Here is a 21,172-nt window from a genome sequence, read left to right as displayed (position 1 = left end):
CGGGCTCAGCCCGGGATCAGTCCGTCGTCGCTGAGCATCTCCCGGACCTCCGCCAGGGAGGCGTCAGAGGCCGGGAGGATCAGTTCCGAGGGTTCCAGCGCGTCGTCCGGCAGCGGGGTGCCGAGCCGCCGGACGGCGTCCAGGAGGGTACCGAGCGTGCGCCGGAAGCCTGCCTCGTCGCCGCCCTCCATCTCCACCAGCAGCTCGTCGTCCAGCTTGTTCAGCTCGGCGAAGTGGGCGTCGTCCAGCCTCACCTGGCCTTCGCCCATGATCCGTACGATCACGTCGGCCTCCTCGGCTCGGGTCCCGGCGCCGGGCTACTGCTTGTCGAAGCGCGGGGTGTCCTGCGGCTGCTGCTGGGACTGCGCCTGGCCGGTGCCGCCCTCGATGGCCTGCTGCGGGGCGCCTCCGGCCAGCTCGGCCTTCATGCGCTGCAGCTCCAGCTCTACATCCGTACCACCGGAGATCCGGTCCAGCTCGGCGGCGATGTCGTCCTTGGCCATGCCGGAGGGATCGTCCAGGGCGCCGGAGGCGAGCAGCTCGTCGATGGCGCCGGCCCGGGCCTGGAGCTGGGCGGTCTTGTCCTCGGCGCGCTGGATGGCGAGGCCGACGTCGCCCATCTCCTCGGAGATGCCGGAGAAGGCCTCGCCGATACGGGTCTGGGCCTGGGCGGCGGTGTAGGTGGCCTTGATGGTCTCCTTCTTCGTGCGGAAGGCGTCCACCTTGGCCTGGAGGCGCTGGGCGGCCAGGGTGAGCTTCTCCTCCTCGCCCTGGAGCGTCGCGTGCTGCGTCTCCAGGTCCGTGACCTGCTGCTGGAGGGCGGCACGGCGGGACAGCGCCTCACGGGCCAGGTCCTCGCGGCCCAGCGCGAGCGCCTTGCGGCCCTGGTCCTCCAGCTTGGAGGACTGCTGCTGCAACTGGTTGAGCTGGAGTTCCAGGCGCTTGCGGGAGGTGGCCACGTCGGCCACTCCGCGGCGCACCTTCTGGAGCAGCTCCAGCTGCTTCTGGTACGAGTAATCCAGGGTCTCGCGCGGGTCCTCGGCCCGGTCAAGGGCCTTGTTCGCCTTCGCGCGGAAGATCATCCCCATACGCTTCATGACACCGCTCATGGGCTTCGCGCGCCCCCTTCTGACGGACTCCAGCTCACAGATCCTGCGACAGAACCCACAGTACGGGCCCTGCCTCCATTACCGCACTGTTCGGGGAGTGATGCGCTCATCCCCTAGGACGACTACGGACGGTGCGGCTCCGGCCCAGGGAGTAGGTGATCCCCTGCCGGAACGTCCCCTCTGTCCCCCTCCGGACGTCTGTACAGACGCCCGGTGTTGCCGGATCGTTCCCCGGTCGGCTGGGGTCCATGCCGGTGCAGCCCGTACCCTTGGGTTTTGTGTTCCGTAGCCGTGCCAAGGAAGAGAAGGCCCCCGCCGACAAGGCGCAGGTGACCGACTCCAAGCAGCCCCGTGACCCGCAGGCCAAGAAGGGCAGGCCCACGCCCAAGCGCAGTGAGGCCCAGGCCCAGCGCCGCAGCGTCGCCAGCACCCCGACGAACCGCAAGGACGCCGCCAAGCGCCAGCGCGAGGAGCGCCGCCAGGCGCTGGCCCGCCAGCGCGAGGCGCTGGCCAGCGGCGACGAGCGGTACCTGCCGGCCCGTGACAAGGGCCCGGTCCGCCGGTTCGCCCGGGACTGGGTCGACTCGCGGTTCAACGTGGCGGAGTTCTTCCTGCCGCTCGCCGTGGTGATCCTCGTGCTGACCGTCGTGCGGGTCCCCGCCATCCAGACGGTCGCGCTGCTGATGTGGCTGATCGTGATCGTGCTGATCGTGCTCGACGCGGCCTTCAGCGGCTTCCGGCTGAAGAAGCGGCTGGCCGAGCGCTTCCCGGGCCAGAACACCAAGGGCGCGGTCGCCTACGCCCTGATGCGCTCCCTCCAGATGCGCCGGCTCCGGCTGCCGAAGCCGCAGGTCAAGCGCGGAGAGCGGCCCTGAGCGCAGACGCTTTCACGGGCGGCGCGGCCGAGTCGTGGCTGAAGATGCTGGGCGGGCTGCGTGAGGTCGTACGGCAGGAGCTGGTGGCCCGGCAGCTGGACGAGCAGATAGCCGGGCGCTTCCCGGTCGGGCAGCGACTGCGCGTGCTCGACGTGGGCATGGGCCAGGGCACGCAGGCCCTGCGGCTGGCCCGGCTCGGCCACCAGGTGACGGGTGTCGAGCAGGACGCGACGATGGTCGCCGCCGCGCGCGAGGCCCTGGCCGCCGAGCCGGAGGGCATCCGCGAGCGGGTACGGCTGGTGCAGGGCGACGGCCGGGACACCGGCGTGCACTTCCTGCCCGGCAGCTTCGACGTGGTGCTGTGCCACGGCGTCCTGATGTACGTCGAGGATCCCGACCTGCTGGTGGGCGGGCTGGCCCGGATGCTCGCCCCGGGCGGGCTGCTGTCCCTCCTCGTGCGCAACGGCGACGCGCTCGCCATGCGGCCCGGCCTGTCCGGGGACTGGGCGGGCGCCCTGGCCGCCTTCGACACCACTGCTTATCGCAATCGCCTGGGCCTGGACGTACGCGCCGACCGGCTGGCCACCCTCACCGCCACGCTCGCCGGGATCGGGGCGCCGCTGCACGCCTGGTACGGCGTACGGGTCTTCACCGACACGGCGGCGGACGACGCGCCGATCCCCGCCGACCTGGACACCCTGCTGGCCGCCGAGGAGCGGGCCGGACGCACGGACCCCTACCGCCGGGTGGCCGCGCTGCTGCATCTGTGCGGGGTACGCGGCTGAGCCCGCTGGGCGAGCAGTGAGGAGGGGAGTGGGAGGGTGCCCCTCCTCACCTCGGTCAGCCCAGGGGCCTACGCGTCGGCGTGCAGGCTCATCGGGCCATAGATCTCGGTGCCGTCCTCGTACAGCCGCACCTGGTCCGCGCCGCCCTCCAGCAGCGCCTTCCACTGCTCCCCGATCCAGGACTCGGCGTCCCCCTGCGTGGTGAACTCCTCCGGCTCCACCGCGGGCTGGACCTCCGTCCCGTCGGCCTTCTCGAACCGCCACGTCCATGCCGCCATGTAGGCCTCCTTGTGATCCAACTCCTGCTGAGAGCCTAGTCGGATGCGCAAGACCTGCAGGGACTGTTGAAAGGGAGGGAAAATCAGTTCGTGGAAATCACTCTGCTCGGTACCGGAGCCCCCGCGGGACTGCCTCGCCCCGACTGTCCCTGTGCCGTCTGCGCGACGACGCTCGGGCCGAACGCGCGGGCGGCCACCGCGGTGTTGGTGGACGGGGCGCTGCTGCTCGACCTGACGCCCGGGGCGGCGTTCGCGGCGGCGCGGGCCGGGCATTCGCTGGGCGGGGTGGCACAGGTGCTGCTGTCGCATCCGCACGAGGGGCCGGTGGTGGACGTGCCGGCCGGGCTGCCGCAGCCGGGCCGGGTGCCGGACGGGCGGGAGTTGGCGCTGCTGACGGGGCATCGGGTGCGGGCCGTGGCGATGGACGCCGGCGGTACCGGGTACGCGGTGACCGGCCCGGACGGGCAGCGGCTGCTGTATCTGCCGCCGGGCGGGGCGCCGGCCGGTCTGGAGGAGGCGCGCGCGGAGACGTACCACATGATCCTCGCCGACGTCGTGGACCGCCCGGACGCGCTGGCCCGGCTGCGCGAGGTCGGCTCCCTCACGCCGACCACGGACGTCGTGGCCGTCCACCTCGACCACGACGTGCCGCAGGGCACGGAGCTGAGGCGGCGGCTGGCGGCGGCCGGGGCGCGGGCGGTGCCGGACGGTACGACGCTGGTGGTGGGCGCGTACGAGGAGGTGCCGGACGTGCCGCGCCGGACGCTGGTGCTGGGCGGAGCGCGCTCGGGGAAGTCGGTGGAGGCCGAGCGGCGCCTGGAGGCCTTCCCGGACGTGCTGTACGCGGCGACCGGCGGGACGCGCGGCGGAGACGGCGAGTGGGCGGAGCGGGTGGCCGCGCACCGGGAGCGGCGGCCGGGGTCGTGGCGTACGGCGGAGACGACCGACCTGGTGCCGCTGCTGGCCGAGGACGGACCGCCGCTGCTGGTCGACTGCCTGTCGCTGTGGCTGACGGACGCCATGGACGCGGTGGGGGCGTGGGACGACGCGGAGTGGGCGGGCGGCGGGGAGAAGGCGCTGCGGGAGCGGGTGCGGGAGCTGACGGAGGCGGTACGGGCCACCCGGCGGACCGTGGTCGCGGTGTCCAACGAGGTCGGCTCGGGCATCGTCCCCGCCACACCCTCGGGACGGCGCTACCGGGACGAACTCGGGCGGCTGAACGCGGCGTTCGCGGCGGAGTGCGAGCAGGTGCTGCTGGTGGTCGCCGGACAGGCGCTGGTGCTGCGGGGCTGAGAAGTCGCCGGCGGCGGCGTTACCGGGCGCCCTTGCGGGCGATGATGCGGGAGCTGACGGAGGCGGTACGGGCCACCCGGCGGACCGTGGTCGCGGTGTCCAACGAGGTCGGCTCGGGCATCGTCCCCGCCACACCCTCGGGACGGCGCTACCGGGACGAACTCGGAAGGCTGAACGCGGCGTTCGCGGCGGAGTGCGAGCAGGTGCTGCTGGTGGTCGCCGGACAGGCGCTGGTCCTGCGGGGCTGAGAAGTCGCCGGCGGCGGCGTTACCGGGCGCCCTTGCGGGCGATGATGCGGTACGCGTTCGAGAAGCGGGTGCGGCGGAGGACGGGGGCCAGGATGTGGTCCACGGCCGTGGCCGCGGCGAGGACCGGGGGTGTCGCCCAGCGCAGCGGGCCGTGGGCCAGGGCCAGGGAGACGGCCGCCGAGAAGTCGTAGGGGATGTGCGGGGCCCTGCGGTCGGTGGTGACGATCGTGCAGCCCTGGGTCTCCAGTTCCGTGTGGAGGTTGCCCAGGGGCATCAGGTGCAGGTGGCTCGGCTGGCCGTAGGGCAGCCACCACTTGCCCAGCAGGGTCGCGAACGCGCTGTGCGGGTCCGGGACTTCGACAAGGAGGTGGCCGCCGGGCCGGAGCGCGCCGAGGGCCGCGTGGAGTTCGGCGCGCGGGTCGGGGGTGTGCTCCAGGTGGTGGAACATGCTCACGACGTCGTAGCGGGAGCGCAGCCGGGCCCGCACCCGGGGATCGGTGAGCCGGCCCTGGTGGGCCTCCTCGACGCGGCCTGCGAGCCGGGCCCTCTCGACGCGGGGGGTGAGGTCGAGGCCGTCGAAGGAGGTGTAGACGAAGACCTCTTTCGCCGTCTCGGGAAAGCGGGCGTGCCCGGTGCCGACGTCCAGCCAGCTCTCCGGCTCGCACAGCGGCAGGATCGCGCGAGCCGCGGCCCGGTGCCGGCGGCGCACCGCCCGGGTGGAGAGGATGCGTTCGGCGAAGTCCTCCAGGTGGCCCTCGTAGAAGTCGCGGTGGTGGAAGGCGAGTCCCTCCGCCGTGAGCCGGGGGTTCTGGAAGGCGTGCCCGCAGTCGCGGCACTCGTCCACGACGAAGGTGCCGGGATTGCGCCGGCCGGGGGCCGGGCCGCGCAGCCGGGTGCGCAGCTGCCCGGAGCCGCACCAGGGGCAGTCCTCGCGGCGCGGCTCGTGGAACGGGCCGGCGGCCTGCGGGACAGAGGGTGTGGGGGGCGAGGTCGGCATGGGCGGCTCCCTGTGCGACATTCCGCTGTAAAGCGGAACGTATGGGATACCGATCTTGGGTGCAAAGACGTGGTGGGTGTGTGGTGGAGATGTGGCGCGGAGGCGCCGGTCCGCTGCCGGTACTGTTCGGCGAATGAGCAGCCTTAATCTGGACGACTTCACCGATCTGATCGAGCGCCCGGACGGCGGCGTGCGCCGTGACGCCGAGTCCCGGCGTGAGCGCCAGATCGTGCCGCCCGGGTCGCTCGGGCGCCTCGACGAACTCGGCGAGTGGCTCTGCGCCGCGCAGGGCACCGTACCGGTACGACCCGTCGAACGGCCGCGCGTGGTCCTCTTCGCCGGTGACCACGGCATCGCCTCCCTCGACGTCTCCGCGCGCCCCGCGGGCAGCGCCGGGGAGCTGGTGCGGGCGGTACTGGAGGGCGGCAGCCCGGTGGCGGTGCTCGCGCGGCGGCTCGGCGTGCCCGTGCGGGTCGTGGACATGGCTCTGGACTGCGCGCCGGACGCCTTCCCGGAGGAGGTCGTACGGCACCGGGTGCGGCGCGGCAGCGGTCGTATCGACATCGAGGACGCGCTGACGCTGGAGGAGGCCGAGGCGGCGTTCCGGGCGGGTGTCGCGGTCGCCGACGAGGAGGCCGACTCGGGGACCGACCTCGTGGTGCTCGGCGACGTGAGCGTGGGCGGGACGACGGCGGCTGCGGTGCTGGTCGCGGGGCTGTGCGGGACCGACGCGTCCGTGGTGACCGGGCGGGGCGGACTCGCGATCGACGACCTGGCGTGGATGCGCAAGTGTGCGGCGATCCGGGACGCGCTGCGGCGGGCCCGGCCGGTGCTCGGGGACCAGTTGCAGTTGCTGGCGACGGTCGGCGGGGCGGATCTGGCCGCGATGACCGGGTTCCTGCTGCAGTGTGCGGTACGGAAGCTGCCGGTGGTCCTCGACGGGGTCGTGGCCGCCGCGTGCGCGCTGGTCGGGCAGCGGATCGCGTTCCGGGCGCCGGACTGGTGGCTGGCGGGGCACGACAGCGGGGAGCCGGGGCAGGCGAAGGCGCTGGACCGGATGGCTCTGGAGCCGCTGCTGGACCAGGGCGTGAAGGTCGGCGAGGGCGTCGGCGCGCTGCTGGCGCTGCCGCTGGTCCAGGCCGCCGCCGCGCTGGCGGCCGAGCTGCCGGAGAAGCCGGAGGCCGGGAACGAGCCCGAGGACGAGAAGGAGCCCGAGGACGAGAAGGAACCGGAGGGGCAGGAGCAGCCGGAGGGGCAGGAGTAGAGGACAGGAGCAGCCGGAGGGGCGGGCGCAGCCGGCGGGGACCCGAGCCCGGCAAGGCCCGCCGGGCGATTAACGCGGCTCACAACCGGGGCGCCCATATGATCCTCCCTCATGGGAGATGCCCGAATTGCCGTTGTGCAGCAAGCCGAGCCGGAGCGGTCCAGTGAGCAGGGGCGGCCGGGCGGCGGGGCCTCTCGGCGTGCCGCCGCCTTCGCCGTCTGGTACTTGCGGGCCGTCGCCTTCGTCAACTTCCTCAGTGCGGCCTGGGTCTCGCTGGGCCAGGACGTGCGCCGGCACAACCAGGAGAACTACTTCACGCCGTACCTGCTGACGGCCGGCTTCGCCTCCGGGGTGTTCACCGCGTTCCTGGCGATCACCATGCGGCGCAGGAAGCGGGCCGCGTGGATTCTCAACCTCGTGCTCAGCGGGGCCTTCCTCGCGCTGTTCGCGTTCGCCATGGCGTTCCCGGAGATCCGGCAGTACGCGCAGAACTGGATCTCGCTGGTGCTGACGGCCGTCTTCGTCGGCGCGCTGCTCGTCGGCCGCCGGGAGTTCTACGCCAAGGGCGACCGGTCCAACCCGCGGCTCGCCGCGTCCGTCGCCGTCGGCGGCGGGCTGCTCGCCTCGCTGCTGGCCGGGCTGCTGGTGACGGTCACCAACCAGGCGCCGGACGCGGGCCGTTCGACCTTCCTGGAGCGCTGGCACTACGGCACCCTGCGGCTGGTGTCGGTGGCCGCCGACGAGAACCACTTCCCCGGCATCGCCCCGCCCAACTGGGTCAACGTGGCGATCAACGTGCTCAGCACGGTCCTCGTCCTCGCCGTGCTGTACGCCGCCTTCCGCTCCCGGCGGGCCGTCGACCCGCTCACCGAGGACGACGAGAAGCGGCTGCGGGCCCTGCTGGAGCGGCACGGCGACCGGGACTCGCTCGGCTACTTCGCGCTGCGCCGGGAAAAGAGCGTGGTGTGGTCGCCGACCGGGAAGGCGGCGGTCGCCTATCGCGTCGTCGGCGGGGTCAGCCTCGCCTCCGGGGATCCGATCGGGGATCCGGAGGCCTGGCCGGGGGCGATCACACCGTGGCTCGACCAGGCGCGGGCGCACGGGTGGATCCCGGCGGTGATGGGGGCGAGCGAGGAGGCGGGGACGATCTACGCCCGGCACGGTCTCGACGCCCTGGAGCTCGGGGACGAGGCGATCGTGGAGGTCGCCGAGTTCACGCTGGAGGGACGGGCGATGCGCACCGTCCGGCAGGCCTACAACCGGGTCAAGCGGGCCGGGTACGAGGTGCGGATCCGGCGGCACGAGGACATCCCGGTCAGCCCGGCGGACGAGATGGCGTACCTCGTCAGACGCGCGGACGACTGGCGGGACGGGGCGACCGAGCGGGGCTTCAGCATGGCGCTGGGGCGGCTCGGGGAACCCGAGGACGGGCAGTGCGTGATGCTGGAGTGCTCGGACGCCGAGGGCCGGCTGCGCGCGCTGCTCTCCTTCGTGCCGTGGGGGCCGCACGGGCTCTCGCTCGACCTCATGCGGCGCGACCGGGACTCCGACAACGGGCTGATGGAGTTCATGGTCATCGAGCTGCTGCGCCGGGCCCCGGAGCTCGGGATCACGCAGGTCTCGCTCAACTTCGCGATGTTCAGGTCGGTCTTCGAACGCGGCGCGCGCCTCGGCGCCGGTCCGGTGCTCAGGCTGTGGCGGTCGCTGCTCAGCTTCTTCTCCCGGTGGTGGCAGATCGAGTCGCTGTACCGTGCCAATGCCAAGTACCGGCCGATCTGGGAACCGCGGTTCCTGCTCTTCGAGAAGAGCGCGGACCTGCCACGCATCGGCCTCGCCTCGGCCCGCGCGGAGGGCTTTCTGGGGGGCCTGTCGCCGGAGTCGCGTCGTCCGCCCGCAGGGCGGGCCCCGCGGCGTCTGGTGCGTGCGATCGCAAGGCGCCGGAGCGGCCGCGATGGGGGTCCCCCCGCGCGAGCGTGTTCGAGCGTGGGGGAGGAGTCACGTGGACGCTCCGGCAACGCGGCTGGGGGTGCCCCCTCTGGGGGAGTGCGTGCCAGGCGTCGCGGGGCAGACGGGAATCCGGCGGCAGGCTCCGCGGCGCCGGGCCTGCCGAAGTGGCTGCACCGCAGGCATCTGGACACGCACCGATGAGGAACTCCCGATGAACACGCTCGCCCGGTGGGCCAGGGCCGAGTGGGAGCTGTTGTACGTCACGGCACGCGAGCCCCTGGCGAAGCGGGGTCTGCAGGCGCTGCCGATGACCGTCGGGGCGGTGTGCCTGACGGCGCTGCTGCAGGTCGTGCAGAACCAGCCGTGGGGCTACCGGCCCGTGCAGGGCCTGGGCGCAGTACGGGCCGCGGACCCACTGGTGCTGGCCCTGCTGCGCACTCCCCTGTCGCTGTTCGTGCCGGCGCTGGACCTGCCGGTGTGGGGCGCGCTGGCGCAGGTCCTGGTCGTGTTCGGGATCGCCGAGCTGTGCCTGGGCTGGTGGCGGACTCTGGTCATCGCGTACGTCGCCACGCTCGCCGGGACGCTGTACGCGCGCGTGGGCATCGCCCTCGGCCCGCACGCGCCGTTCGGACTGCCCGCCACGGACGCGCAGGTGGTGGACACCGGCCCGTCGGCGGCCGTCGTGGGGCTCGCGGTGTTCCTGGCCTGGCGGTACGGCGCCTATGTCACGGCGGGTGCGGTGACCCTGTCGATAGTGGTCGAGGTGCTGGTCAAGGAGAACCTGGCGGGCAAGGAGCACCTGGCCGCGCTGACCGCCGTGGGCGCGCTGTGCCTGGCGGCCGCGTTGCGGCACCGCCACCCGCACCGGTTCCGGCACCGGCTGCGGTCCGGTCACCGTCGGTGGGGCAGACGCACCGGGCGCGGGTCGGGCTTGCCGCCGATCCAGTCCTGAAGGGCGCGCCGTGGCCGTGCCCAGCGGCGGTCGTGGCGGTAGGCGCGCAGGGACGCCTTGGCGCGGGCGCGCGGGCGGTTGCCGTAGAAGCGGCGGGCCCACACGGAGCCGGGGCGGGCCAGCCGGACGGCGCCGAAGAGGGCGACGAGGGGCACGACCACCCCGAAGACGGCGAGGCGGGCCTTGCCCTTGCTCAGCGCGACGACCGAGAAGAGGAAGTTCCCGGCGATGTTGCTGATGACCGTGCCCCGGCTCTGGAGTTCCTCCTGGGACAGGTCGTTGACGCCGAACGGTGAGAACCCGGCGAGCAGCAGCCCGACCAGGGCCGCGGTGAGCACGACCACCTCGACGCTCTTGCGGCCCTCCTCGGTCCAGTAGACGTCGTGCAGGTGCAGGATCAGCGCGAACTCGTCCAGGACGAGGCCCGCGCCCATGCCGAAGAGGACGGCCGAGACGGCCCCTCCCACGCCCTGCCGGCCGGCGGCGACGGCCCCGAAGCCGCCGATGAGGGTGAGCAGGACCCCGGGGACGACATGGTGGATGTGCAGCCCGCCCGCCTTGACGTTGCCGAACGGGCCCTTTCCGGCCCGGATCAGCCGGGTGATGACCCGGGTGACCACGAAGGTGAGCACGAACGCGGTGAGGGCGAGCAGCAGCGGGAGCTTGCCCGGCTCGATGATGTTCCGCTGCAACCAATGCCCCATATGCGCACTGTATCCCGGCCCTTGGGGAGGGGCCCCGTGACTCCCGGGTACCCTGCGCCGGTGACCGAGACCCCTTCGACCTCGCGTTCGACCTCGCGCTTCGACGGCCTGCGCTTCGCATTCGGCACGCTCACCGTGCTGCCCGTCCCGGTGTACCGCTGGGACCGGCGGGCCGCACGCGGGGGCATGCTGGCCGCGCCGGTGGCCGGGCTGGTCGTGGGCGGCTGTGCGGCCGGGCTCGGGCTGCTGCTGCTCTACCTGGGTGCCGGCCCGCTGCTCGCCGCCGTCGCCTCCGCCGCCGTACCGGCCGCGCTCACCCGGGGCCTGCACCTGGACGGGCTCGCCGACACCGCGGACGGGCTGGGCAGCGGCAAGCCCGCTGAGGACGCGCTGCGGATCATGAAGCAGTCGGACATCGGCCCGTTCGGCGTGATCACCCTCGTCTTCGTGCTGCTGGCCCAGGTGGCCGCGCTGGCGCGGGCGTACGACGGCTCGTGGGCCGAGGGCGCGCTGGCCGCCGTCGTCTCGGCGAGCGCCGCCCGGCTCGCGCTGACCCTGGCCGCCCGCACCGGAGTGCCGCCCGCCCGCCCGGAGGGGCTGGGCGCGGCGGTCGCCGGGGTGGTGCCCCGGGGCACGGCGGTGGCCGTGGCGGCCGGGGTGGTCGCGGCGGCCGGGGCGGCGGGCGCCTGCCTCGGCGGGTACGAGAGCGCGCGCGCCGCGTTCGCCGTGATCGGCGCGGTGTTCGTGGCCGAACTCCTCCTCGGGCACTGCACGCGCCGCTTCGGCGGGGTCACCGGCGATGTCTTCGGTGCCCTCGCGGAGACGGCCGCGACCACCGCGTTGGTGGTGCTCTCCTTCGGCCGTTAGGATCTTCGCCCGTACACGGACAAGACGGGTGTGATCGGGGGATTTTCCGTGCTGAAGCTGCGCCGTGCCGTGGCCTGGTTCATCGACTTCGGGCTGGTGGTGGCAGCGGCCTCGCTGCTCGCCGTGCTCACCTTCCACCGGATCACCGCCCTCGTCACCGACGTGCCGGAGCTGGCCACGCGGGGCGGCTTCGACCTGCTGACCTCGCGCGGCGACGTCGTGGACGCCTCGCGGACGCTCGGTCTGTCGCTGTGGGACAAGGCGGTGCTGGACGTGGAGGAGGCCTTCGCGGCGCTGGTCGTCGTCACGTTCCTCTACCAGTGGGCCTGTCTCGGCCTGCTCGGCCGCACCCTCGGCAAGGGCCTGCTCGGTCTGCGGGTCAGCCCGCGCGTGTCCCGCCGCGCCGCGCGCCGGGCCGCCGTCACCACCGCCGCCGACGTCGCCGTGTACGCCCTGGCCTGCGTGCTGCTGATCGAGGGCCAGTTCATGCTCTCGGCGCTGGTGTGGGCGGCGGCGGTGCTGCTGTTCCTCGGCAACGCGCTGTCGGTCCTGCTGCCCAGCCGCCGCTCCCTCGCCGACCGGCTGGCCGGCACCTCGGTCGAGGGCGCGTTTCAGCGGGCCGGGGCCACTCCGTAGGGCAGCGTGCCCCAGGGGTGAGCGCCCGCGCCGGGCACCGCGCAGTGCACGGCGGCGCCCCAGGCACGGGCCGGCCCGGCCACATCGGCGCCGGGCGGAACGCCGTACACCAGGTGGCAGAGCCGGGTGCCCGGGTAGTTCCGGGGCTGGGCGGGGAGCCGGAGGTACGTCGTCCACAGGCCCTCGAAGGTGACCAGGAGCTCGGCGAGCGCCGCGTACGCGGGATGCGGCGGGGTGCCGTGGTTGAGGGCGATGGTGGCACAGCCCAGGGCCCGGGCCACCAGGGACAGCCGCTCGTAGTGCGGGAACTCGCCGGTGCCCGAGGCCACTTGGTCGTAGAAGCAGCCCTGGGTGCCGTACCAGGCGCGGTGGCGGGCCAGGTCGCGTACGACGTCGCCGTACGGCCGGTGGCCGTAGCCGGTGTCGACGTAGCCGAACAGCGTCACGCCCGCCGTCCGTAGTTGGTCGGCCGTCTCGGCGAAGGCCGGGTCGGGGCGGTCGCCGGGGCCGCTGGCCGGGTTGAGAACGACGCCGTACAGGCGGGGCGCGGCGTCACGGATCGCCGCCCATTCGGCGGGGCGGACGGACGGGTGCTCGTAGTACGGGACCAGCAGGGTGCTCATCGGTGCGCGGTCGCCCTTCCCAACAGTCCCCGGACGAGGGCGGCCTGGGCGAGCGCCGCGGCGCCGTACACGGCGAGGGCGACCACGTGCGGACCGGCCGCGTGGGTGAGCAGGGCGAGGGTCTGGGCGAGGGCCGCCGCGCAGCACACGGCGCTCGCGCCGAGGAGCGCGCCGAAGGACTGGAGCACCAGCCCCGTCCACAGCACCACACCGAGCGCGAGCAGCCCGGCGAGGCGTACGCCGGAGGGGGCGGGGGTGTGCGGCCACAGGGCGATGGTGGCGAGGGCGAGGGCGAGCAGGACGGCCAGGTAGCCGGAGAGGCAGCGGGCCAGGGTGGCGCCCGTGGCCCGCCGGAAGGCCCGCGCGCTGCCGCTGGCCCGCAGGGCGGCCAGACCGCCGCTGCGGAAGCGGTACAGCAGCCATTCGGCGGGTCCCATGCTGAGCGTGAGCGACACGGTCGCGGGGGCCGCGACACCGCTGCGCCCGGCTCCGGCCAGGATGTCGCCGAGGGCCGCGTAGACGACCAGGACGCCGCTGGCGAGGCCGAACACGGCGTAGGGCAGGGACGCCAGGAGACGGGGACCGCTCCCCTTCAGGGCGCTCGTCTTCAGGGCGCTGGTCTTCAGGGCGTTCGCCTTCGGGGCGCTGCCGTCCCGAGCCACCTCGAGGAAACCGAGCACAGCCACTGCGGTGAGCGAGGTAAGGAGGAGGAGCAGGCGCGCGGGCATCGGGATCGGGTGGGTCAGGGCCAACAGCGCGCCCAGTGTCATCGGGAGCAGAGCCGCCAGCAGGGCCCGGTCCCGGCCCATCACCAGCAAGGTCCCGGACGCGCCCAGGTAGCAGGACTGCCCGGCGGCGAACGCGACGGCCGCCGGGTGCCCGGTGCCCGCCGCGGCGAAGGCGGCCAGCGTGCCGAGGAGCATGCCCGCCGGGGTGCCGAACAGCAGGCAGCGGCGGGCGGCCGGGCGGTCGCCCAGGCCCAGCCAGGAGTAGGCGCGGTGGGCGAGCCCCTGGTTCCAGGCCCAGTCGCACAGGGCGCCGGCCAGCAGGGTGCGGGTGCCGGGCGGGAGACCGGAGACGTCGTGCGGGCCGGCGAGCAGCGGGGCGCCGAGGACGTAGGCGAAGCCGGGCAGGGCGAAGACCAGCCCGCGCAGCAGGCAGCCGGGCAGACCGATCCGCCAGGGGTCCGGGGGCGGGCCCTCCGGCTCGGGGTGGCGGCGCGGGGTGCGTGCGTACAACTCCTCGGCGAGCGCGAAGGAGTTGGCGACGCCGTAGCGTTCGCGGATCTGCTCGTCGGACAGGCCGTCGGACTCCAGCAGGGCCGCGATCTCGTCGGGGTGGACGGCGGCCGAGACGAACTCCTCAAGGTCCCGGGAGAGTTCGCCGATCGGGTCGGACTGGGCCCCGCCGGGTCTGCTGCGCCGGGGGACCGCGGGCAGCGTGCGGACTGCTTGGCTCACCAGGCGGTCCCGTCCGTGGCGACGGCCGCGTACCAGGGGTCGTGCAGTTCCGCGGTCCAGTCGGCGACCGTCTCGACGCTGGGCTCGTACCGCTCGGGGAGCCCGGCGAGTTCCTGGTAGATGGTGCGGAAGTTGTCCACCGAGCGGCGCAGGGTGAACCGGTCGACCACCCGCTGCCGGGCCGACTCCCCCAGCCGCAGCCGCCGTTCGTCGTCGCGCAGCAGGGTGAGCGCGGCGGCGGCCATCTTCTCGGGCTCGCGGGGCGGGACGACGAGGCCGGTGTCGCCGACGGCCTCGCGCACCCCGCCGACGTCCGTCGAGACCGTCGTACGGCCGCAGGACATGGCCTCGATGATGGAGAACGGGAAGCCCTCCGAGACGGAGGACAGCATCACGATGTGCCCGGCCGCGTAGGCGCGCCAGACCTCGCTGATGCGGCCCTCGAAGGTGAGGCCGTCGGTGACGCCGAGTTCGGCGGCGAGCTTCTCCAGACGGGTGTGGTAGGCCTCGCCGCCGGGCGGGACCGGGCCGAACAGGCGCAGCCGGGTCTCGGGAAGTTCGGCGCGGACCAGGGCGTAGGCGCGCAGCAGGGTCTCCAGGTCCTTGATGGGGTCGACCCGGCCGCACCAGGTGAGGGTGGGGGTGTCGGGTTCGGGTCCGGCGTGCGGGAAGGCGTACGGGTCGACGCCGTTGTAGACCGTGCGGATCCGGTCGGCGTCGGCGCCGCCGCGCTCCTCCCAGCGGCGGTTGTACTGGTTGCACGGTGTGATCAGATCGGCCGCGCGGTAGCCGTGTGAATTCAGTTCACGGTAGAAGCCGAGCATGAACGCCTTCACGGGCCAGCGCTGCTGGTCACGGCCGTAACCGAGGTAGCGCTCGCGCAGATAGATCCCGTGCTCGGTGAGCAGGAACGGCACGCCGTCGAAGTGACGGGCGGCGAGCGCGGGCAGGGTCGCCAGGCCGCTGCTGACGGCGTGCGCCACAGAGTCCTCGGGGATCCGCACCCCCAGCGGGCGCAGGGCGTGTTCCAGCAGGTCGGTGGCGGTCAGGGCGTCGTGCACGGTGGGCCGGGCCGCCGCCGTCGGCAGATGCGGCATCGTCCAGATCCATTGCAGCGAGCGCAGCGCGGACTCGCTGCTCAGGGCCGCCGCGAGGCGCCCCGCGCGGGCGAGTTCGGCCAGCTCGTACAGCGCCTCGCCGAAGTCGCAGCCCGCGGCCGGGTCGAGGAAGGACATGAGGAAGCGCTCGTAGGCGTCGGTGAAGCGGCGCCGGGCACTGCCGTACGGGGCGCGGGCCCGGCCGGGGCGGGGGCCCCAGGTGGGCACGTTGGTGTGCCGGTAGACGTTGGGCGGCAGCTCCCAGCTCACGGGTTCCCGGCCGCTGCCGGTGAGCGAGACGAGATGGAAGCGGACTTCCGGCATGCCCTTGACGAGTTGGTCGCACCAGGTGCTGACCCCGCCGTGGACGTGCGGGTAGGTGCCCTCGGTGAGCATGGTGATGTGACGGCCGTTGCGCATCGCGCAATCCCCCCTGTGCTGCTTCCCCCTGGCCTACGGCAGTTGCAGCGTGAGAGCGGACTGGAGCAGGCCCGGTGTCGCCCACGCCGAGCGCTCGCCGGCGTACGCCGTGCCGAACGTCGTCGTGCCCAGCAGCAGTTGCTGCTCGGTGCCCTCCGGTGCCGTCACCGGGATCTGGGTCCCGGCGGGTGCGGTGACCGTCACCGTGTCGCCGATCCGGTAGGCGGTGACCTTGCCGTTGGCCAGCACGGTCTGCCACTTGGCCCGGTTGCTCAGCTCGGTGCCGATCGCGCTCTCCCGCAGGTTCACGATCGGGGTGTTGGCGGCGAACAGCGCCTGGTAGTCGGCGAGGACGCGGTCGAGGACCGGGTAGAGGATGCGGTCCTCGGCCAGGTTGGACTGGTGGGCGTAGTGCGGGCGCGGGTCGTTGCTCAGCACGTGCCCGAGATCGGTGTGCGCCTCGGCGGGCACGATGTGGTCGGTGTAGCCGGTGGCGGTGTCCAGCGGACGGTCCAGGCAGGTGGAGGTCGGGTTGTTCTCGCACAGCCCGCTGCCGCCGTCCGCCCTGGACGTGTAGACCCAGTTGTACTCGTCGGCCATCTCGGCCCTGGTGCCGGCGTTGTAGTACACGTTCATCGGATAGCGCGGCACGGTGAGCGTGCCGCTGCCCACGGCCCGCTGCTCGGGTTCGCGGGAGTTGTCCGAGCCGGTCCACTTCACGCCGTTCGCGGCCAGGGCGGGCGCGAGGTTCGGGTTGTCGTCGGGCTGCTGCGGCAGGGTCTTCAGGCCCGAGTGCTCGCCGGTGACGAGTTCGCTGCGGTCCACGGAGAGGCCGTGCCGGAGGGCCCAGCTGTAGTTGTCGTAGACCTCGGCCGAGATGTCGGAGCGGCTCACCCAGCGCGTCGAGCCGTCCGCGTTCTTCGCGCAGCTCCACGGGACGGTCGAGGTGTCCTGCACGCAGCCGAGGAACTCGTGCGTGTAGGTGTGGTTCACCCAGCGGTACGCGGCCCGGTCCGCGAGCAGCTGGTCGGTCAGGGCGTCGGTGCCGCCGTGCTCGCTCTTCCACTCCTCCCCGGCGCCCGCGTTGAAGAGCAGGTCCAGGGTGAAGCCGTGGCTGCGTTCCCAGGAGGCCGCGTACCGGGCGTCGGCCGCGGTCATACGGATCTCGGTGGTCGTGTCGGTGCCGCCGGCGGAGCAGTCGAGGTCGCCGGGCGTGCACTTGCGCACGGTGTCCCAGCGGGCGTCGGGCGCGAAGACGTCGTCCACGTGCACGGCGAAGTAGTTGCGGGCCTGGCCCAGGTGCACGCCCTGGGTCAGCCACTCGACCATGCCGCGGGCCAGCACCCGGAACTGCTGCTGGTACTGGTTGTAGGCGAAGGTCACCACCAGCTCGCGGCGCCCGTCGTGGGCGTACTCGCCGAGCAGGCTGCCGGTGCCGGTGCCGCCGGGGACCGGGGTGTCCACATAGCTGGTGAAGCCGGTGCGGGACCGGGCGACATAGCCGTAACTCTCCTGCACCGAGGACGAGTTGTCCTCGAAGGAGAAAGCGCCGGCGAGATACCCGAAGGGCCCCGCCTGGCCCGCGGCGGTGACGGTCGCCGTCCGCCCGTCGAGGCCGCCCGCGTAGCCGCCCGCGTCGGTGTAGTCGAGGCCGACCTCGGGGTGGGCCCAGGTGTAGGCGTCGAGCTGCGGGATGCCGTACGTCCGCTCGTACGACTCCAGGGCGGTCTGCTCGGCGGAGCCCGCGCCGAACGGGGCCTCGTCCGGCAGGACCACGCCCTGGAACTTCGCTCGGGGCCGGCCGCCCACGGTGTCGCTCAGGAAGGCGTCGGTGAGGGTGGGCCGGCCGCTGTCGCCCAGGTCGACGGTGGTGTACGGGACGCCCTCGTTCCTCAGCTGTGCCGTGATCGCGGCGACCTGGCTGCCGCCGTCGTCGACCACCAGCACCCTCAGGTCGATGCGCGGCTCGGCCGCCGCCCCCGCCCCGGGCGCGGCGAGCCCCAGGGTGATCAGTCCCGCCGCCGAAGCGGTGACGGTCGCGGTTCTCCAGCGGCGCGCGCGGTGTGCCATGACGGGTTCCTCCCCCAGCGGGTCCCCGGGGCCGAACCCGCGCGGGACCGTGAAATCAAGCGAAACGGCGGCCGAACGGCCCACCGGAACGCGACGAGTGTGGCTCAGGGCACCGGTGTGCCGGGGGCGGAAGTTGCGACGACGCCACGGACAGGTGAACGGCCGTAGGAATGAGCGAACGGGCGTACGCGCGTAGTCTCGTCCCGGGTGTTCGCCGACAGGGTGAAGGCCCCGGTGCCACGTATCCCCAGGCCTGGACCTAGGGTCGGCTCTCGGGCCCGGTCGACCCACCCCACATCGGCCACAGCAACTTCACATCGGAAGCGAGAATTCACCACCGTGACTGCTCTGACTCTCAGCACCGCCGCGGCGCCCGGCCTCCGGGCCGACGCGATCGTCATCGGCGTCGCCAAGGGCGCCAAGGGTCCCGTCGTCGCCCCGGGCGCCGAAGCCGTGGACAGCGCGTACGACGGCAAGCTGGCCGGTCTCCTGGAGACCCTCGGCGCCTCGGGTGCCGAGGGCGAGCTGACGAAGCTGCCCGCCCCGGCCGGCTTCAAGGCGCCGCTCGTGCTGGCGGTGGGCCTGGGCGCGCAGCCCGAGAAGGACGCCGAGTACGAAGCCGAGGCGCTGCGCAAGGCCGCCGGTGTGGCCGCCCGTGCCCTCGCCGGCGCCAAGAAGGCCGCGTTCGCCCTGCCCGTCGACGGCCCCGACGCCATCGGCGCGATCAGCGAAGGCGTGCTGCTCGGCGCGTACTCCTTCGACGCCTACAAGGAGAACGGCAAGGACGGCAAGGCCAAGAACGGCAAGGCGCCGCTCGCCGAGGCCGCGCTGCTCGGCGGCAAGCCGCGCGACGCGGCCCACAAGGCGGCCGTCGCCCGCGCGCTCGCGGTCGGCGAGGAGCTGAACCGCGCCCGTGACCTGATCAACATGCCGCCGAACGACCTCACCCCGGAGGCCTTCGCCGCCGTCGCCCAGACCGCGGGCAAGGAGCACGGCATCAAGGTGCAGGTGCTCGACGAGAAGGCCCTGACCAAGGGCGGCTACGGCGGCATCCTCGGCGTCGGCGGCGGCTCGGTCGCGGCCCCGCGCCTGGTCAAGCTGTCGTACACGCACCCGGCGGCGGAGAAGCACCTGGCCTTCGTCGGCAAGGGCATCACCTACGACTCGGGCGGCATCTCCCTGAAGCCCGCCGGGCACAACGAGACGATGAAGTGCGACATGAGCGGCGCCGCCGCCGTGTTCGCCGCGGTCGTCGCCGCCGCGCGGCTCGGCCTGGAGGTCAACGTCACCGGCTGGCTGGCGCTGGCCGAGAACATGCCCTCCGGCAGCGCCACCCGTCCCGGTGACGTGCTGCGCATGTACAGCGGCAAGACCGTCGAGGTGCTCAACACCGACGCCGAGGGCCGGCTGGTCCTGGCCGACGCGCTGTGGGCGGCCTCGCTGGAGAAGCCGGACGCGATCGTGGACGTCGCCACGCTGACCGGCGCGATGATGCTGGCGCTGGGCAGCCGGACGTTCGGTGTCATGGCCAACGACGACGCCTTCCGCACCGCGGTGTACGAGGCGGCGGAGGAGGTCGGCGAGCCGGCCTGGCCGATGCCGCTGCCGGAGCACCTGCGCAAGGGCATGGACTCCGCGGTCGCCGACATCGCCAACATGGGCGAGCGGATGGGCGGCGGCCTGGTCGCCGGCCTCTTCCTGCGCGAGTTCATCGGCGAGGGCATCACCTGGGCGCACCTGGACATCGCCGGGCCGGCCTTCAACGAGGGCGGCGTGTTCGGTTACACGCCGAAGGGTGGTACGGGCAGCGCGGTGCGGACGCTGGTGCGGCTCGCGGAACTCACCGCGGCCGGTGACCTCGGCTGAGGTTGATTGCTTTGCCGTAACGGCTCCGGGGTGTTCTTCACTCCGGAGCCGTTTTGTCCGGTTGCCCTCTCCCAGTGCGATGTGTCACACCCTGGCCCCGCGTCTCGTCCGCCTCGAACAAGTGCAAAGATGGAGCCCGGCAGGACAGGGCCCCCACCGAAGGGCCGAAGCATCAAGCGGCCGGACACCAGCCGCCTGTCGGTCATCGAAGACCGGCTCACGGCGCACATGCATGGAGGACGTGACGTGGCGAACGACGCCAGCACCGTTTTCGACCTAGTGATCCTCGGCGGTGGTAGCGGTGGTTACGCCGCGGCCCTGCGCGGGGCGCAGCTGGGCCTGGACGTCGCCCTGATCGAGAAGGACAAGGTCGGCGGCACCTGCCTGCACCGGGGTTGCATCCCCACCAAGGCCCTGCTGCACGCGGGCGAGATCGCCGACCAGGCCCGCGAGAGCGAGCAGTTCGGTGTCAAGGCGACCTTCGAGGGCATCGACGTCCCGGCCGTCCACAAGTACAAGGACGACGTGATCTCGGGCCTCTACAAGGGTCTGCAGGGCCTCATCGCGTCCCGGAAGGTGACGTACATCGAGGGTGAGGGCCGCCTGTCCTCCCCCACCTCCGTGGACGTGAACGGCCAGCGCATCCAGGGCCGCCACGTGCTGCTGGCGACCGGCTCCGTGCCGAAGTCGCTGCCCGGCCTGGAGATCGACGGCAACCGGATCATCTCCTCCGACCACGCCCTCGTCCTGGACCGCGTGCCGAAGTCCGCGATCATCCTCGGCGGCGGTGTCATCGGCGTCGAGTTCGCCTCGGCGTGGAAGTCCTTCGGTTCCGACGTCACGGTCATCGAGGGTCTGAAGCACCTCGTCCCGGTCGAGGACGAGAACAGCTCGAAGCTTCTCGAGCGCGCGTTCCGCAAGCGCGGGATCAAGTTCAACCTCGGCACCTTCTTCCAGAAGGCCGAGTACACCCAGGACGGCGTGAAGGTCACCCTGGCGGACGGCAAGGAGTTCGAGGCGGAGGTCCTCCTCGTCGCCGTCGGCCGCGGGCCGGTCTCCCAGGGCCTGGGCTACGAGGAGGCCGGGGTCGCGACGGACCGCGGCTACGTCCTCGTCGACGAGTACATGCGGACCAACGTTCCGACCATCTCCGCCGTCGGTGACCTCGTCCCGACCCTCCAGCTCGCGCACGTCGGCTTCGCCGAGGGCATCCTGGTGGCGGAGCGTCTGGCCGGTCTGAAGGTCGTTCCGATCGACTACGACGGTGTCCCGCGGGTGACGTACTGCCACCCGGAGGTCGCCTCCGTCGGTATCACCGAGGCCAAGGCCAAGGAGATCTACGGCGCGGACAAGGTCGTCGCTCTGAAGTACAACCTGGCGGGCAACGGAAAGAGCAAGATCCTCAAGACCGCGGGCGAGATCAAGCTCGTCCAGGTCAAGGACGGTGCCGTCGTCGGCGTCCACATGGTCGGCGACCGCATGGGTGAGCAGGTCGGCGAGGCCCAGCTGATCTACAACTGGGAGGCGCTGCCGGCCGAGGTCGCTCAGCTCATCCACGCCCACCCGACTCAGAACGAGGCGCTCGGCGAGGCCCACCTGGCGCTCGCCGGCAAGCCGCTGCACTCCCACGACTGAGCCTTCGGTCAACGGGCGCGACGACACAGACTTCCGTAATTCGTAA

General features: G+C 72.9%; 19 protein-coding genes and 1 pseudogene. 11 read left to right on the top strand and 9 right to left on the bottom strand.

Features of this window, described 5'->3' with window-relative positions; translation table 11 throughout:
- Window positions 1-5: 5 nt before the first annotated feature.
- Both pspAA and ACWD3E_RS05095 read right to left on the bottom strand, forming a co-directional pair.
- On the bottom strand, window positions 6-284 hold the full coding sequence (gene pspAA / locus ACWD3E_RS05100; protein ID WP_451386139.1) for a PspA-associated protein PspAA: 279 nt from the start codon (window positions 282-284) through the stop codon (window positions 6-8).
- Between the two features lie 33 nt (window positions 285-317).
- Entirely contained in the window at window positions 318-1,109 is a 792-nt protein-coding gene (locus ACWD3E_RS05095) for a PspA/IM30 family protein (protein ID WP_451386138.1), read from the bottom strand.
- 278 nt (window positions 1,110-1,387) lie between these two features.
- On the opposite strand from ACWD3E_RS05095, the gene ACWD3E_RS05090 reads away from it, so the two are divergent.
- Entirely contained in the window at window positions 1,388-1,984 is a 597-nt protein-coding gene (locus ACWD3E_RS05090) for a DUF3043 domain-containing protein (protein ID WP_451386137.1), read from the top strand.
- A gap of 83 nt (window positions 1,985-2,067) precedes the next feature.
- The gene (locus ACWD3E_RS05085; RefSeq protein ID WP_451386497.1) at window positions 2,068-2,769 is read left to right on the top strand and encodes a class I SAM-dependent methyltransferase; all 702 of its coding nucleotides are present in this window, start codon (window positions 2,068-2,070) and stop codon (window positions 2,767-2,769) included.
- A 68-nt stretch (window positions 2,770-2,837) separates the two neighbouring features.
- Here the strand turns inward: ACWD3E_RS05085 and ACWD3E_RS05080 are convergent, their stop codons facing one another.
- Entirely contained in the window at window positions 2,838-3,047 is a 210-nt protein-coding gene (locus ACWD3E_RS05080; RefSeq protein WP_451351687.1) for a hypothetical protein, read from the bottom strand.
- A 90-nt stretch (window positions 3,048-3,137) separates the two neighbouring features.
- Between ACWD3E_RS05080 and ACWD3E_RS05075 the strand changes: the two genes are divergently transcribed.
- Entirely contained in the window at window positions 3,138-4,340 is a 1,203-nt protein-coding gene (locus tag ACWD3E_RS05075; RefSeq protein WP_451386136.1) for a bifunctional adenosylcobinamide kinase/adenosylcobinamide-phosphate guanylyltransferase, read from the top strand.
- Between the two features lie 32 nt (window positions 4,341-4,372).
- Window positions 4,373-4,588: pseudogene (locus ACWD3E_RS05070) on the top strand (bifunctional adenosylcobinamide kinase/adenosylcobinamide-phosphate guanylyltransferase); the annotation flags it as partial.
- A gap of 19 nt (window positions 4,589-4,607) precedes the next feature.
- On the opposite strand, the gene ACWD3E_RS05065 reads toward ACWD3E_RS05070, so the two are convergent.
- A complete protein-coding gene (locus ACWD3E_RS05065; protein ID WP_451386135.1) occupies window positions 4,608-5,585 on the bottom strand; it encodes a class I SAM-dependent methyltransferase in 978 nt (325 codons plus the stop codon).
- Window positions 5,586-5,718: 133 nt separating this feature from the next.
- On the opposite strand from ACWD3E_RS05065, the gene cobT reads away from it, so the two are divergent.
- The 3 genes from cobT (at window position 5,719) to ACWD3E_RS05050 (ending at window position 9,748) form a co-directional block, all read left to right on the top strand.
- A complete protein-coding gene (cobT, locus tag ACWD3E_RS05060; RefSeq protein ID WP_451386134.1) occupies window positions 5,719-6,849 on the top strand; it encodes a nicotinate-nucleotide--dimethylbenzimidazole phosphoribosyltransferase in 1,131 nt (376 codons plus the stop codon).
- A gap of 111 nt (window positions 6,850-6,960) precedes the next feature.
- Window positions 6,961-8,997: a phosphatidylglycerol lysyltransferase domain-containing protein gene (locus ACWD3E_RS05055; RefSeq protein ID WP_451386133.1), complete on the top strand. Its 2,037-nt coding sequence runs from the start codon at window positions 6,961-6,963 to the stop codon at window positions 8,995-8,997.
- Between the two features lie 10 nt (window positions 8,998-9,007).
- Window positions 9,008-9,748 (top strand): hypothetical protein, encoded by a 741-nt coding sequence (locus ACWD3E_RS05050; protein ID WP_451386132.1) that lies wholly within the window; start codon window positions 9,008-9,010, stop codon window positions 9,746-9,748.
- On the opposite strand, the gene ACWD3E_RS05045 is transcribed toward ACWD3E_RS05050, so the two are convergent.
- Window positions 9,688-10,452 carry a hypothetical protein gene (locus ACWD3E_RS05045; RefSeq protein WP_451386131.1) on the bottom strand — a complete coding sequence of 255 codons (765 nt, stop codon included), beginning with the start codon at window positions 10,450-10,452 and terminating at the stop codon, window positions 9,688-9,690. The genes ACWD3E_RS05050 and ACWD3E_RS05045 overlap by 61 nt on opposite strands.
- Window positions 10,453-10,512: 60 nt before the next feature.
- Between ACWD3E_RS05045 and ACWD3E_RS05040 the strand changes: the two genes are divergently transcribed.
- Entirely contained in the window at window positions 10,513-11,319 is an 807-nt protein-coding gene (locus ACWD3E_RS05040; RefSeq protein WP_451386130.1) for an adenosylcobinamide-GDP ribazoletransferase, read from the top strand.
- Between the two features lie 48 nt (window positions 11,320-11,367).
- Window positions 11,368-11,955, top strand: a complete 588-nt coding sequence (locus ACWD3E_RS05035; protein ID WP_451386129.1) for an RDD family protein — start codon at window positions 11,368-11,370, stop codon at window positions 11,953-11,955.
- Here ACWD3E_RS05035 and ACWD3E_RS05030 read toward each other — a convergent pair.
- Genes ACWD3E_RS05030 through ACWD3E_RS05015 form a run of 4 tightly spaced genes read right to left on the bottom strand, consistent with a single transcriptional unit; the run spans window position 11,931 to window position 17,625 of the window.
- The gene (locus ACWD3E_RS05030; protein ID WP_451386128.1) at window positions 11,931-12,578 is read right to left on the bottom strand and encodes a spherulation-specific family 4 protein; all 648 of its coding nucleotides are present in this window, start codon (window positions 12,576-12,578) and stop codon (window positions 11,931-11,933) included. The genes ACWD3E_RS05035 and ACWD3E_RS05030 overlap by 25 nt on opposite strands.
- Window positions 12,575-14,038: a hypothetical protein gene (locus tag ACWD3E_RS05025; protein WP_451386127.1), complete on the bottom strand. Its 1,464-nt coding sequence runs from the start codon at window positions 14,036-14,038 to the stop codon at window positions 12,575-12,577. The genes ACWD3E_RS05030 and ACWD3E_RS05025 overlap by 4 nt, the downstream gene beginning before the upstream one ends.
- Window positions 14,035-15,555 (bottom strand): GT4 family glycosyltransferase PelF, encoded by a 1,521-nt coding sequence (pelF, locus tag ACWD3E_RS05020; RefSeq protein ID WP_451386126.1) that lies wholly within the window; start codon window positions 15,553-15,555, stop codon window positions 14,035-14,037. Before pelF ends, ACWD3E_RS05025 begins: the two co-directional genes overlap by 4 nt.
- Window positions 15,556-15,588: 33 nt before the next feature.
- On the bottom strand, window positions 15,589-17,625 hold the full coding sequence (locus tag ACWD3E_RS05015) for a hypothetical protein (protein WP_451386125.1): 2,037 nt from the start codon (window positions 17,623-17,625) through the stop codon (window positions 15,589-15,591).
- Between the two features lie 339 nt (window positions 17,626-17,964).
- Between ACWD3E_RS05015 and ACWD3E_RS05010 the strand changes: the two genes are divergently transcribed.
- On the top strand, window positions 17,965-19,491 hold the full coding sequence (locus ACWD3E_RS05010; RefSeq protein ID WP_451386124.1) for a leucyl aminopeptidase: 1,527 nt from the start codon (window positions 17,965-17,967) through the stop codon (window positions 19,489-19,491).
- Between the two features lie 246 nt (window positions 19,492-19,737).
- Window positions 19,738-21,126 carry a dihydrolipoyl dehydrogenase gene (gene lpdA / locus ACWD3E_RS05005; RefSeq protein WP_451386123.1) on the top strand — a complete coding sequence of 463 codons (1,389 nt, stop codon included), beginning with the start codon at window positions 19,738-19,740 and terminating at the stop codon, window positions 21,124-21,126.
- Window positions 21,127-21,172: the final 46 nt, after the last annotated feature.

This window comes from Streptomyces sp. NPDC002676, from assembly GCF_053592455.1.
This window is presented reverse-complemented; position numbering and strand designations above follow the sequence as displayed.

Coding starts and splice junctions, on each gene's coding strand:
- ACWD3E_RS05095 (WP_451386138.1), bottom strand. CDS start 1,109: ATGAGCGGTGTCATGAAGCGTATGGGGATGATCTTCCGCGCGAAGGCG.
- ACWD3E_RS05080 (WP_451351687.1), bottom strand. CDS start 3,047: ATGGCGGCATGGACGTGGCGGTTCGAGAAGGCCGACGGGACGGAGGTC.
- ACWD3E_RS05065 (WP_451386135.1), bottom strand. CDS start 5,585: ATGCCGACCTCGCCCCCCACACCCTCTGTCCCGCAGGCCGCCGGCCCG.
- cobT (WP_451386134.1), top strand. CDS start 5,719: ATGAGCAGCCTTAATCTGGACGACTTCACCGATCTGATCGAGCGCCCG.
- ACWD3E_RS05055 (WP_451386133.1), top strand. CDS start 6,961: ATGGGAGATGCCCGAATTGCCGTTGTGCAGCAAGCCGAGCCGGAGCGG.
- ACWD3E_RS05050 (WP_451386132.1), top strand. CDS start 9,008: ATGAACACGCTCGCCCGGTGGGCCAGGGCCGAGTGGGAGCTGTTGTAC.
- ACWD3E_RS05045 (WP_451386131.1), bottom strand. CDS start 10,452: ATGGGGCATTGGTTGCAGCGGAACATCATCGAGCCGGGCAAGCTCCCG.
- ACWD3E_RS05030 (WP_451386128.1), bottom strand. CDS start 12,578: ATGAGCACCCTGCTGGTCCCGTACTACGAGCACCCGTCCGTCCGCCCC.
- pelF (WP_451386126.1), bottom strand. CDS start 15,555: ATGCGCAACGGCCGTCACATCACCATGCTCACCGAGGGCACCTACCCG.
- ACWD3E_RS05015 (WP_451386125.1), bottom strand. CDS start 17,625: ATGGCACACCGCGCGCGCCGCTGGAGAACCGCGACCGTCACCGCTTCG.